This window comes from Paenibacillus aceti, assembly GCF_003614185.1.
Classification (GTDB): Bacteria; Bacillota; Bacilli; order Paenibacillales; family Paenibacillaceae; genus Fontibacillus; species Fontibacillus aceti.
In genome coordinates, this window is record NZ_KZ987724.1 from 3,686,107 (window position 1) to 3,699,911 (window position 13,805).

The 13,805-nt window shown below is 47.6% G+C and carries 6 protein-coding genes and 1 other annotated feature; all 6 genes read right to left on the reverse strand.

Features of this window, described 5'->3' with window-relative positions; genetic code table 11:
* Positions 1-127: 127 nt before the first annotated feature.
* Positions 128-1,012, reverse strand: a sequence feature (16S ribosomal RNA rRNA prediction is too short).
* Positions 1,013-1,622: 610 nt separating this feature from the next.
* Positions 1,623-3,056: an ABC transporter substrate-binding protein gene (locus BFJ94_RS16615; protein ID WP_120463655.1), complete on the reverse strand. Its 1,434-nt coding sequence runs from the start codon at positions 3,054-3,056 to the stop codon at positions 1,623-1,625.
* A 202-nt stretch (positions 3,057-3,258) separates the two neighbouring features.
* Positions 3,259-4,725 carry an ABC transporter substrate-binding protein gene (locus tag BFJ94_RS16620; protein WP_120463656.1) on the reverse strand — a complete coding sequence of 489 codons (1,467 nt, stop codon included), beginning with the start codon at positions 4,723-4,725 and terminating at the stop codon, positions 3,259-3,261.
* A 72-nt stretch (positions 4,726-4,797) separates the two neighbouring features.
* A complete protein-coding gene (locus tag BFJ94_RS16625; protein ID WP_120463657.1) occupies positions 4,798-6,243 on the reverse strand; it encodes an ABC transporter substrate-binding protein in 1,446 nt (481 codons plus the stop codon).
* 169 nt (positions 6,244-6,412) lie between these two features.
* A complete protein-coding gene (locus BFJ94_RS16630; RefSeq protein WP_120463658.1) occupies positions 6,413-7,789 on the reverse strand; it encodes an ABC transporter substrate-binding protein in 1,377 nt (458 codons plus the stop codon).
* Between the two features lie 127 nt (positions 7,790-7,916).
* Entirely contained in the window at positions 7,917-9,944 is a 2,028-nt protein-coding gene (gene ligA, locus BFJ94_RS16635; protein WP_120463659.1) for an NAD-dependent DNA ligase LigA, read from the reverse strand.
* Positions 9,945-11,386: 1,442 nt separating this feature from the next.
* On the reverse strand, positions 11,387-13,750 hold the full coding sequence (gene pcrA, locus BFJ94_RS16645) for a DNA helicase PcrA (protein ID WP_120463661.1): 2,364 nt from the start codon (positions 13,748-13,750) through the stop codon (positions 11,387-11,389).
* Positions 13,751-13,805: the final 55 nt, after the last annotated feature.

The following is a 13,805-nucleotide window of genomic DNA, read 5'->3' on the forward strand; positions in this document are numbered from 1 at the left end:
ACCGGTCATTCAGATGTCAAGACCTGGTAAGGTTCTTCGCGTTGCTTCGAATTAAACCACATACTCCACTGCTTGTGCGGGTCCCCGTCAATTCCTTTGAGTTTCAGTCTTGCGACCGTACTCCCCAGGCGGAATGCTTAATGTGTTTACTTCGGCACCAAGGGTATCGAAACCCCTAACACCTAGCATTCATCGTTTACGGCGTGGACTACCAGGGTATCTAATCCTGTTTGCTCCCCACGCTTTCGCGCCTCAGCGTCAGTTACAGCCCAGAGAGTCGCCTTCGCCACTGGTGTTCCTCCACATCTCTACGCATTTCACCGCTACACGTGGAATTCCACTCTCCTCTTCTGCACTCAAGCTACCCAGTTTCCAATGCGACCCAAGGTTGAGCCTTGGAATTAAACACCAGACTTAAATAGCCGCCTGCGCGCGCTTTACGCCCAATAATTCCGGACAACGCTTGCCCCCTACGTATTACCGCGGCTGCTGGCACGTAGTTAGCCGGGGCTTTCTTCTCAGGTACCGTCACTCCGTTAGCAGTTACTCTAACGGACGTTCTTCCCTGGCAACAGAGCTTTACGATCCGAAAACCTTCATCACTCACGCGGCGTTGCTCCGTCAGACTTTCGTCCATTGCGGAAGATTCCCTACTGCTGCCTCCCGTAGGAGTCTGGGCCGTGTCTCAGTCCCAGTGTGGCCGTTCACCCTCTCAGGTCGGCTACGCATCGTCGCCTTGGTGAGCCATTACCCCACCAACTAGCTAATGCGCCGCAGGCCCATCCGTAAGTGACAGATTGCTCCGTCTTTCATTATCTCCTCATGCGAGAATATAAATTATCCGGTATTAGCTAACGTTTCCGCTAGTTATCCCAGTCTTACAGGCAGGTTGCCTACGTGTTACTCACCCGTCCGCCGCTAACTCTCTGGAGAGCAAGCTCTCCATCAAGTCCGCTCGACTTGCATGTATTAGGCACGCCGCCAGCGTTCGTCCTGAGCCAGGATCAAACTCTCCAATAAAGTTGTTACTCATTGAAAAGAGCGATTAGCTCATTTTGAATCTGACGATTATAATAATCGTTGATAAATTGACGCGTTCCATTTGTTCAGTTTTCAAAGAACTTATCCGTTCGTTTCAACCCATCAGGTTTTGTCGAACGCTTATCTATATTATCAAATCGTCCGATGCATGTCAACAACTTTTTTCGACATCATCGCGGCCGCTTCGACAATCACTTGTAAAAGCGACAAGAAATAATTTATCACGTTCACGAAAGAATTGCAAGACTTTTTTTCGTTTCTTTTTTTCAGTCCCCTATACTCTTGAAATAAGTCTTTATTGTAAAACACCGCATTTCCCATAAAAAGCTGGGGAGAGTCCGGATAATTCACCTCCACCGACCTCTTTTAGCATTTCGATCAACCCGGGATAAATTATCTCTAGATCACACTTATCCTTCTCCATTAATTCATCAAATGTCTCATAATGTTTCCTATTCGACATGCCGACTTACATATAAAAAAAGAGACCTCCCAGTCTCTCTATGTAAAATAGAATGCAAAGCAAACATTTTACCAGAGAGAACAAGGAGTGCCTCCTCAACATCATCTATTCACCAGAATTAATCTGTAACTACAACGCCGGAGTCAGTATCATTCGTACCAGCTCCCTCTTTCCCTTTGTTAGCCTCTTTCTCCTTCAAGCCTTTGTCCAAAGCTGTCTGGGCTTCCGACTGAATCACCTTGAGCGCCTCATCTAAAGTCTTCTTATTGTCCTTAACCAATTCAAGCTCTCGATTCAAAATCGTATTGTATTCACCCATGAAGTTATCCGGAAGCTTATCCATGTTCCGATAACGCTTGTTCATTTTCGGTTTTAGCGCATAGAACGGGTCCAGACTTTGTCCTTCAATCTCTTTTTTGAAGCCCATTCTAGTCATCAGATCTCCGCCGGATCTAGATTTCACGCGAGCGTAATCCTCGCCGTTAACGAATTTAATGAAATCCCAGGCCGCATCTTTATTCGGTGAAGCCGAATTAATCGCAAAAATATCGTTCAGATTCGAATTGTACGTCGATGTAGGGTCGGCCGGGTCAATGGGACCCGAGACAATGCCTAGCTCAAATGACTTATAATCCTTCAATCTTTCCTTCGCTTCCTTCAAGTTCTGAAGCATATATGGATAACCTACTGTAATTGCAGCTCTTCCCATCAGGAATGGCTGACTTTGATAGTAGTCCTCCATCGATCCGCCAGTGAAGCCCTCATCCCCCTTTGGATTGAAGACAACCCCGGCTTTATCTGTATCGATCGCCAGCTGGAATACCCGCTTCCACGAGTCAGTATCTACGGTTACCTTCATCGTCTCCGTATTTACATTCATCAGACCTTCTGAATTGGCAATATTACTGATCAGATTATCGATCGTAAGTGGGTAGTTGTCGCCATAGCCATAAACACGAGTCTTCTCATCGCCATCCGTCGGGAAGCGGCGAGCCAGATCGAGAATATCCTGCCAGCTCATTCCTTCATGTGGTGCTTCTACGCCATATTTATCGAACAAGTCTTTATTATAGAACACAGCATTCCCGTAAAAAGATGGAGTAAGACCATACAGCTTGCTGCCTCCTATCTCTTTCAACATGTCTATCAGGCCCGGATAAATCCCTTCCAGATTATATTTCTCCTTCTCGATATACGGATCCAGCTCGACCAGCTTGCCATCGTTAATGTAACGCTCGAAGTTATCGCTGCCAAGCATTAGTACATCCGGCTTCTCCTTCTCGATTAGATCGTCAAATGCCTCATCATAGCTCTTGCCTTCATCATTGCTATACAAGCCTTGGGTTGAAACGACCTGGAACTCAATATTCTCTCCATTCTTCATGGTGAACAGATCGCCATATTGTTGATAGAACCAGCTTTCATCATAAAAGACTACCTTTAACGTCGATTTCGTATTTTCCACCTTTTTGCCCGCTCCGCTTGAACAACCTGCCACGAGTACACAGCTGATGGCGAGCAAAGCGATCTTATGAAATATTTTCCCCCGCATGTTCTCCTCCTAGATACTATGAATTTTTTTTAATGTGACATTGATAAAACGTATTTGTGAGTTACAAAGTTACATTTCTTACTTAACCTTCGAGATTTTATGTAAATAAAAGAGACATCCTCGTCCACTTCAGGCAGAGTAGAAGGGCTAACCCCTACACTACACAAAGAAGAACAAAGGATGCCTTATTCATATCAATGACCTATTCAGTCGTCTCAGCGTCTGTAGCAGATTCTGAGGTTCCACCACCCGACGCATTGTCAGAGCTTGCTCCTTCTTCCCCAGCCTTGTCCTTCTTCGCTTCTTTCTCCTTTAAGCCTTTATCCAGAGCTGCCTGGGCTTCGGATTGAATCGTCTTGAGCGCCTCATCTAAAGTCTTCTTGTTCTCTTTAACCAGCCCGATCTCTCTCGTCATAATCATATTGTACTCACCGTAGAAATTATCAGGCATTTTATCCCAGTTGCGATAGTTCTTGCTCATCTTCGGTTTCAATGCATAGAATGGGTCCAGACTCTGACCATCGATATCCTTATTGAAGCCCATTCTAGTCATCATATTGTTTCCGGATCTAGACTTAACTCGGGCAAAATCCTCGCCATTAACGAACTTAATGAAATCCCAGGCCGCGTCTTTATTCGGCGAGTCCGCATTGATCGCAAAAATTTGTCCCAAGCTAGTGTTATATGTCGACGTAGGGTCCGCCGGATCAACCGGACCAGAGACAATGCCTAGCTCGAACGGCTTAAAATCCTTAAGTCTATCCTTCACATCCTTCAGGTTGCTAATCATATAAGGGCTGCTGACCATCAAAGCCACTCGTCCCATCAAGAATGGCTGGCTTTGGTAGTATTCCTCCATCGTTCCACCAGTGAAGCCCTCATCATCCTGCGGATTATAGACAACCCCGGATTTGTCGGCATCGATCGCTAGCTGGAATACTCGCTTCCAAGAATCGGTGTCCACTGTCACCTTCATCGTATCTGTATTAACATTCATCAAGCCTTCTGCACTGGAAATCATGCTTAGCAGCTGATCCATCGAAACCGGGTAATTATCACCGTACCCATAGATGCGAGTCTTCTCATCGCCATCCGTCGGGAAGCGGCGAGCCAGATCGAGAATATCCTGCCAGCTCATTCCTTCATGCGGCATTTCTACGCCGTATTTATTGAATAAATCTTTATTATAGAACACGGCATTCCCGTAAAAAGATGGGGAAAGACCGTATATTTTACTACCGCCAATCTCCTTCAGCATTTCAATTAGACCTGGATAAATGCCTTCAAGATTATATTTCTCCTTCTCAATATACGTATCCAGTTCCACCAGCTTGCCATCGCTAATATATTGTTCGTAACTATTGAGATCCAGCATCAATACATCCGGCTTTTCCTTATCAATCAGTTCATTGAAGGCTTCCTCGTACGTCTTATTTTCCAAATCATTGTACAAGCCTTGCGTAGATACTACCTCAAACTCAATATTCTCCCCGTTCTTCATGGTGAACAGATCACCATACTCTTGATAGAACCAGCTCTCATCACCAAATACTACCTTTAGCGTCGATTTAGTCTCTTCTTTCTTCTTACCTGCGCCACTCGAACAGCCAGCCACAAGCACACAGCTCATGAGTAGTAGCGCAACCTTTGACCATATTTTCCCCCGCATCTTTGCCCTCCCGAATTAAATTAAATTTTTTTAATTGTCTCCTTAACTTATACGTCTTTACCCATTTGAAAGTTACACCCCTTGATCTTCACTGCTGTCCGCCGAGGCTTCTTCCTTATCTTTTGGCGCCCCGTCCTTGGCTTCCTTTTCCTTGATAGCTTGGTCAAGCGCTGCCTGTCCTTCCTCTTCTATCACCTGCAGAGCCTCTTCAATCGTCTTCTTCTTACTCTCCACTAGGCCAATTTCGCGCGAGGAAATATCGTAAAATTTACTGTAAAATTCATAGGGAATCTTGTCTTCTACAGCACTGGAACTATCATCTATAGCAGGTTTTAATTTATAAAAGGCTTCCATATTAATTCCGTCAGAATCCTTAGTCATTCCCATACGCGACAAAATGCCGTCATTCATCGACCTTGATTTAATCTTGGCATACTGCTCTCCATTAATGAACTTGACCAACTCCCAAGCTGCATCTGTATTCGGAGAATTGGCCCGAATGGCCGTCACATTATTCAAATAGACATCCCGGGATATCTCAGGATTAGCAGGATCGACCGGACCAGCCACGATTCCCACCTGGAACGGCTTATAATCCTGTACTCTATTCTTAATTTCCTTCAGTTCGCGCAGATAATAGGGACCATTCACCGTCATGGCCATACGTCCCATCAGGAATAACTGACTCTCATAATAATTCCGCATCCCACCATTCTCAAAAGGATCCTCCTGAAGATTATAAAGGGCATCCGATTCGAGAGCTTCTTGGGCGAGCTTATAGACCTGCTTCCAAGCTTCTGTGTTAACCGTAACCTTCTTGGTCTCTGGATTCACGGTCTTTAATCCTAAAGGAGATGCGATGGTGTTAGCCAGGATATCCAGCGTCATACCACGGTAGTGTTCTCTACCAAATCCATATATTCGGGTATCCTTTTCCCCGTCTGTCGGGAAACGGCGAGCAGTATCGATAATATCCTGCCAGGTCATGCCATCCTGAGGCAATTCAACCCCATGTTCAGCAAACAAATCTGCATTATAGTAAATCACATTTCTGTAAAAGGTAGGCGTCAACCCATACAGCTTGCCCTCGCCCTTTTCCTTCAAAATATCAAGCAAAGCCGGATAGATTGACTCGGTATTATACTTATCGCGCTCGATAAGCGAATCTAGCTCCGTTAATTTCCCCTCTGACACCATCTGGCTATATCTTCCCACGTCCACCATCAAGACATCCGGCTGCTCCGTATCGATGAAATCCTGCAGTGCTTTATCATAGTCCTCGATTTCGCCGTCTCTGTACATTTTGTCTGTGCTTATAACTTCAATTTTGATGTCATCATTCTGAATCGTGAACAGATCACCATAAGTTTGATGGAAAGAATCCTCATTGTAATACATCACTCTTACAGTCGATGTTGTCTTCACATCTTTCTTAGCCGGACCGTTGGTACAGCCCGCCAATAACAAACCTGCCATCACCAAAAGCATAAACTTGTGAATCCATTTACTCCTCATCATAACCTCCCAATTCTATGAACCTACTATACTGAATCCATGCAAATCCCCAGAAAAGTTATATATTAGGTCTTCGCTTCCAATCATTATTACATAGGATGGCAGAATAATCTACCATAATCAGGTAAATAGGAGCCTGGATATCGTAGTTTAAGTCGAATATTGCCGATAATTATTGGTGCCTCGCTAGGTTGAGAGCCTGCTGCCCCTCCGTCTGCATTTCTTCTAATGCCTCGTCTATCGATTTTTGACCATCTAATATGAATTTGATCTCACGATCTTGGATACTCTGAAATTCTGCGAAAAATCCCTTCGGAATCTGGCTCAGTGCAGAACCTCCGTTAGGATCCAGCTTCATCCGCAAAGTATAGAAAGCACTCAGGTCTATTCCATGGTACTGCCGATTCGTCTCCATCCTTGTCTTCAGGCTGCGCGGGTTAGAGTAGCGAACTCGGGCAAACTCGGTGCTATTCACAAATTTAACAAACTCCCAGGCGGCATCTTTATTCTTCGCATTCGCATTTATCGCAAAGATCTCACCTAGCGTATTTTCTCGAGTCGTTCCCGGATCAGCGGGGTCGGCTGGACCAGCGGCCAAGCCAAGCTCAAAAGGAGTGAAATCTTTCAAGTCTGCCCTGGCCTCTACAAGCTCCGGTATAAATGCCCCTGTCTCAACGATCATGGCTGCGCGCCCCATCATAAAGGGATGAGATGTATAGTAATCGCGCTTAGTATATGACATACGTACATCCTGCTCTGCTTCCTCCAGACTGTGGATAGTGCCAGATTGGACTGTCTCCAGCGCTAGTTCGTATACCTTTTTCCAGGATTCTGTATGGACGGTGACTTGCATCGTACTCGGATCGACTATCGACAAACCTGCGGCTGCAGAATAAATCATAACCTGATACTTAAAGTTCGGCGGATACTGAGAAGCCAGACCATAAATCCGCGATTCTTCATCTCCATCCACAGGAAAGCGCTGGGCCAGATGAATGATTTCCTCCCAGGTGATGCCATCATAAGGAGGCTCCACTCCATGCTTGATGAACAAATCCTGGTTATAATACACCGCGGTTCCATAGAATTGAAAAGCAAGCCCATATAGCTTGTCCCCGCCGAACTGTCTTAGCTCATCCACAAGGCCAGGAAGAAAGGTGTCGATATCATATTTATCCCTCGCAATGAATGGATCTAGCTCAGCCAGCTTCCCATCTGCTATATATCTGTGGAATTCTGACGTATCCAGGATAAGAATATCCGGTCTTTCCCGTTCGACTACTTCGTCGTAAGCCTCTTCATAGGTCATGCCGTCACTACCTGCAAGCTGATTCACCTCTCGCGTGCTGACGATCTCAAATTCAACCTTGTCGTTCTTCATTTCATATAAATTTCCGTACAGCCGGTAAAAGGAGTCTGCGTCTGAGTGCAGTAGCTTGATTTTGAGCTGTTGCTTCTCTGTTGAAGGGGCCGGGCTGCCTGCACATCCCGCTATCAAGGAGCAAATCAGGAGTACGGAGAGCGTTCTGGAGTAGAGCCTTATTCCCATTCCAACCTCCTATATTTTGAATTATTATAACTTTCAGCCTAATATCTCAAATAACAAAAAAATCCCCAGGCAGCCCGCACACGGATTAGGAAGTAGCTAGCTGCTTGGGGATAGGTTATTGAGTTGGTTAGGAGAAGAAATTGCCTCCTTCTAGCAGACGTATGAATTCATCCTCGTCTTCGATGACAGTAATTCCTAGCGCCTGGGCTTTGGCCAGCTTGCTGCCGGCTTTCTCGCCGGCAACGACCACATCAGTCTTCTTCGACACACTGCCGGTCACTTTGGCGCCAAGAGCCTCAAGGCGAGCACCGGCTTCATCGCGGGTCAACTTATGCAGCGTCCCGGTCAGAACGACGGTTTTGCCGTTAAAGAAGGAGTCTGCAGGCGGGGCCACCTGCTCTTCAGGAGCTTTGGCTTCCACGCCGAGATCAAGCATCTTCTGTATGCCAGCCTGATTGAGCGGATCGGCAAAAAACGACACGATGCTGTCCGCCACGATATCGCCGATATCCGGTAGAGCCGTTAATTCCTCAGCACTGGCGTTCATCACAGCTTGTAAACTGCGGAAATGATCTGCTAGCACCTTGGTCGTTGATTTGCCGGTATTAGGAATGCCCAAAGCGAACAAGAAGGCTGCCAAATCACGTCCCTTGCTCTGCTCGATCGCTTCCAGCAAATTATTCGCCTTCTTCTCGCCGAAGCGTTCCAGCTTGATCAGATCTTCAAAGGATAAAGTATAGAGATCCGCCGGTTCATGAATATGCACTTCCTCATATAATTGCTCAGCCGTCTTCTCGCTAAAAGTCTCGATATCCATCGCATCCCGGGATGCAAAATGCGTGATCCTGCTTACAATTTGCGGCTTGCAATCGAGTCGGTTATTACAGAACAGATGCGCGCCGCGCTGCTCCAGCGTTGAGCCACAGGCTGGACATTCGGTCGGGAATATGATCTCTTCGCCATCCTGTTCATCGGTTACTTTGCCGAGAATTTCCGGAATGACGTCGTTAGAACGGCGGATAAAGACACGAGTGCCGAGGGCGAACTTCAAATTTTTGCGTTCAATGTCACCGATATTGTTCAGTGTGCAATTCTGCACGGTTACTCCGGCCAGTTCAACCGGCTCCACCTTGGCAATCGGGGTCACCTTCCCGGTGCGCCCGACATTCCAGCTGACCGATTCCAGTATCGTCGTCGTCTCCTCAGCCTCGAATTTGAAGGCGACAGCCCAGCGCGGGAATTTATCCGTATAACCAAGCGCTTCGCGGATACGCATATCTGTGATTTTAATGACAGCTCCATCAATTAGGTAATCCAGCGTAGACCGCCGTTCTACGATCTGATGCAGTTCCTCCATGACTTGGGCAAAATCATTATGATAGGTAATATAGGGATTGACCTTGAAGCGATTTTCCTTGAGAAAATCCATCATTTCGCGGTGATCCGCAAACTGAATGTTGTCCGAATAACCGACATTGTAGAAGAACGCGCTCAGCTTGCGCTCCGCCGTCGTCTTCGGATTCAGGTTACGCAATGCTCCTGCAGCGGCGTTACGGGCATTTTTTAACGGCTCTGCCGCCGTCTCATTGTATTTGCTCAGTACGGACAGATTCATAATCCCTTCGCCCTGAACCTCAATCGTCCCCTCACGATATGGAATCGTCAGCGGCACCGACTTGATCGTCTTCACCTGGGCCAGAATTCCCTCGCCAACGGCTCCATTGCCTCGCGTGGACGCCTGCACCAGCTTGCCGTCACTATAAGTCAAATTGAGGGTCAACCCATCGAACTTCAGCTCGACCACATAGGTCGGGTCCGGAAGCGGATGATCGGGATTCTTGCTGTTGTAGTCCGCGATCAAGCGCTGTACCCGCCCATTCCAGTTCAGAAGCTGCTCTTCATTCTGCGCCTTGTCCAAGCTCCATAACGGAGCCAGATGACGATGCGGCTTGAAGCCCTCAAGCAATTCCCCACCGACACGAATGGTCGGGGAATCCGGCAAGGTCACGCCAGTCTCCGCCTCAAGTGCCGTCAGTTCATCATATAGCGCATCATACTCCTTGTCACTGATCAACGGCTGATCCAACGTGTAATAATGATAACTGTAGTGATTCAATTGCTCCACGAGCTGTTCCATTCTTTGCCTAGCGTCCATGCAGGGACAACCCTCCTTATATAGTTCAAAGTATATATGTCAATTCACATAACCGAATTGATGTATGGTGATGATGGTGCCCACTCTATAGCTCTAACGAAACTCTATATCGTTAACGCCCTAAAAACAAGAGCAATTCGAACCTAACGAAACACCATATCGTTATTCTGGCAAAATACAGCCTTTAGCCCCCTAATTCCCCCCAATAGCGATGCCCAGTTTCGTTACAATATGGAACAGCCCTTTTCTGCGCAAATAGCGATACCAGGTTTCGTTAGAGTTTTAGCCGCCTCCCATCCTTACAGGATAGTCCAATTTAAGGAGCTTCTATAACCTCTGTCATGTCGATTCGAGGGTACTCTAGTATTCCGGAACCCGATACACATATTGGTATACATATTTAGACATGCGATGGTATGCATGGTATTGCACACGATCACGCACACGACAACGAGCATTCTAGAAACATATTTACGCATATACCAGAACACATACTTAGATACATAAATTGATATACCTAATAACAACCGTACTAGCGCATACACTTGGCGCAAATATAAATATATACTATATACACATACTAACACTGGCTAGCGCTGAAACTGATGTATTTACTGGTTGAAAATTGATACATACACTTATACACGTGAGGTTGAGGTGGTAATGCACATACTGATAAACATACTGTCATACATATCAATGCAACTTTGATGCGTGTACCGACATAAGTTTGTACCTCGTTGGTGGACATGCGAATACTTGTGCTAATGAACATACTGTTGATATGGGCGCTGATATAGATGGTGATTTGCATGATGGTATATACACCGACTTAGAACTCAACACATATACAAGTACACATATTGATACACTTGTTGATACTCTTTAGTACGAACATTCTAATGCGTGCATTGCTACATTTATCCATATACACTCTGATACACACTAACCTATATATGGTATCGCGACTAATTCACCCATCTATACGCCATAACTAAATCAATCGAGATCCTTCGCCAACTGAGGTTATGGATCTCGATTGATGTTTGTAACTAGAATGGAAAATATAAGATATAAAGTTACTTCATACCCGTGTTGCTAGTGTAAAATCCTCATTCAAGTTCCATGTAGAGGTTCTCCATGCACGCGGAGTCTCGAAACCTGCAAATATGCAGGTTTTTGGATCCAAAACCACCTGTTCGGAGGAAAAGCCTGCATATTTGCAGGCTTTTTCGCTTTTTTCTTCGAAATCAGGCTGATGTGGAGAAAATACCTGCATTTTCGCAGGAATTCTCTCTTACGGGGTGGAACTTTGGCGAAATACCTGCATATTTGCAGGCTTTTCTGGGGTATGGGTAAAAACTTGCTATTATGGGAACTTCGTGCGAATATCACTTGCTTGCCAGAATGATAGCAAGTGCATTGCGGCGCTGCGAGCCCGCTTACTCGATCACCTTGGTGATCGGAGCGAAGCTGGCGAGCAGGCGCTTCACGCCGACCGGCGCCGGAAAGGCGATCTGCAGCTCCGTGTCATTACCGGAGCCCTTGATCGACACGACGGTGCCGATGCCCCATTTGCCGTGCGATACCTTGTCGCCGGCATTGAAGCCGCCCGGGGCTGCGCCTGTGGCAGCCCCGGCGCCCGCCGCACCGGCTCCGCCCGGTGCGGGGCGCATTCCGCCAGCGGCCCCTGGCACGCTGACGGTCACCCCGCTGCGGCCGCCAGGCGCCGCAGCGCTTCTTCCTTCGGCCCCACGGTGGCCGAAGTTGCCCCCGCCGCTGCCGCCGAAACCGCGGCCGCTGTAGGCGCCCCCGATACCTGCCCCACGGCGGTATCGGTCGCGGGCGATGACGGTGTCCTCCTTCAAGTCATCCGGAATCTCGTCCAGGAAGCGGGACGGCGGATTGGACGTCGTCCGCCCGTACAAGGTCCGCATCTGCGCACAGGAGAGGAACAGCTTCTGCTCCGCGCGCGTAATGCCTACATAGGCAAGACGGCGCTCCTCCTCCAGCTCTTCCTCGTCCTGGAATGCCCGGCTATGCGGGAACACCCCTTCCTCCATCCCGACAATGAACACGATCGGGAACTCCAGTCCCTTGGCGCTGTGCATCGTCATCAAGACGACCGCGTCATCCAGCGGACGCTCCTCTTCGTCATCATTCATGGAATCGATGTCCGCAATCAGCGCCAGATCCGTCAAGAATGCAACCAGCGTCTTTTCCTCGTTGTTCTTCTCGAATTCCATCGTCACCGACAGGAACTCATCGATATTTTCCAGACGCGAACGCGACTCGATCGTATTTTCAGATTGCAGTTCCATACGGTAACCGGTGGCCTCGAGTATTTTCTCCGTCAATTCTGTTACAGACAGATATTCCAGCATCCGGTGCAGACCGTCGATCATATCGAAGAACTCAACTAGCGCATTGCGCGTCCGTCCAGCGAAGCCCAGATCATCCACGGTCTCCAGCACCCGGTAAATCGACACACCTCGTTCAGCAGCAGCTGCCGCCAGCTTCGCAACGGTCGTATCACCGATCCCCCGCTTGGGAACATTGATAATCCTCGTCAGACTGATATCATCATCCGGATTGGATAAAAGACGCAGATAAGCGAGCAGATCCTTGATCTCTTTACGATCATAGAACTTAATTCCGCCTACGATCTGGTACGGGATATCCGACTTGATCAGCACTTCCTCTATGACCCGGGATTGGGCGTTAGTCCGATATAGAATCGCATGGTCGCGGTATGACTTGCCTGTTTTAATATTTTTCTGGATTTCCGAAGTAACAAAATACCCCTCATCATGCTCCGAATCAGCCCGATAGACCTTAATCTTGTCGCCTTCGCCTTTATCGGTCCACAGCTTCTTCGGTTTACGTCCTGTATTGTTGGCGATCACACCATTGGCTGCGTTCAGGATATTCGAGGTGGAGCGGTAATTCTGCTCCAGCAGAATAGTCCTCGCTTCGGGATAATCCTGTTCAAAATTAAGGATATTGCTAATATCCGCCCCGCGCCAGCGGTAGATCGACTGGTCGCTATCGCCGACGACGCAGATGCGGTGATGTTGATCCGCCAGCATCCGGCACAGCATGTACTGCGCCCGGTTAGTATCCTGATATTCATCGACATGGACGTATTTGAATTTATTCTGATAGAAATCAAGCACCTCTGGCGCTTCCTTGAACAGTTGAATTGTCTTCATGATCAGATCGTCGAAATCCAGCGAATTGTTGCTGCGCAATCTTTTTTGATACATCGCATAGACCTTGGCAACAATGCCTTCAAAATAATCGCCGATCTTCTGCTCATACTGCTGCGGTGTAACCAGTTCATTCTTCGCCGTGCTGATCATGCTTAGTACAGCCTTCGGTTCGAATTTCTTCGTGTCCAGATTCAGCTCTTTCATGCAATTGCGAATGACCGAGAGCTGATCTGTCGTATCCAAAATGGAAAAATTCGAGTTGAAACCGATCCGTTCGATATCTCGCCGCAAAATACGCACGCACATGGAGTGAAAGGTAGAGACCCAAATGTCACGTCCTTCCGAGCCGCCAACGAGCCGGGAAACCCGCTCCTGCATCTCGCGGGCCGCTTTGTTCGTAAACGTAATCGCCAGGATAGACCAAGGCGCGGCCTTGCGGGTGGCAATTAAATAAGCGATGCGGTGCGTTAGCACACGCGTCTTGCCGCTGCCTGCGCCGGCCATTATGAGCAGCGGTCCTTCTGTCGTCTCCACAGCCCTACGCTGCTCCGGGTTCAGACGGGCTACCGCCTCTTGTATGTTAACAGGTTGCATTTTGTAAATCATGCTCCTTTCCAAAAGCTAAGCATTTTCCAATTCGAATTATCTT

Excerpts from the sequence above, each read along its gene's own strand:
- BFJ94_RS16615 (WP_120463655.1), bottom strand. The coding sequence starts at position 3,056 with ATGCGGGGGAAAATATTTCATAAGATCGCTTTGCTCGCCATCAGCTGT.
- BFJ94_RS16620 (WP_120463656.1), bottom strand. The coding sequence starts at position 4,725 with ATGCGGGGGAAAATATGGTCAAAGGTTGCGCTACTACTCATGAGCTGT.
- BFJ94_RS16625 (WP_120463657.1), bottom strand. The coding sequence starts at position 6,243 with ATGATGAGGAGTAAATGGATTCACAAGTTTATGCTTTTGGTGATGGCA.
- BFJ94_RS16630 (WP_120463658.1), bottom strand. The coding sequence starts at position 7,789 with ATGGGAATAAGGCTCTACTCCAGAACGCTCTCCGTACTCCTGATTTGC.
- ligA (WP_120463659.1), bottom strand. The coding sequence starts at position 9,944 with ATGGACGCTAGGCAAAGAATGGAACAGCTCGTGGAGCAATTGAATCAC.
- pcrA (WP_120463661.1), bottom strand. The coding sequence starts at position 13,750 with ATGCAACCTGTTAACATACAAGAGGCGGTAGCCCGTCTGAACCCGGAG.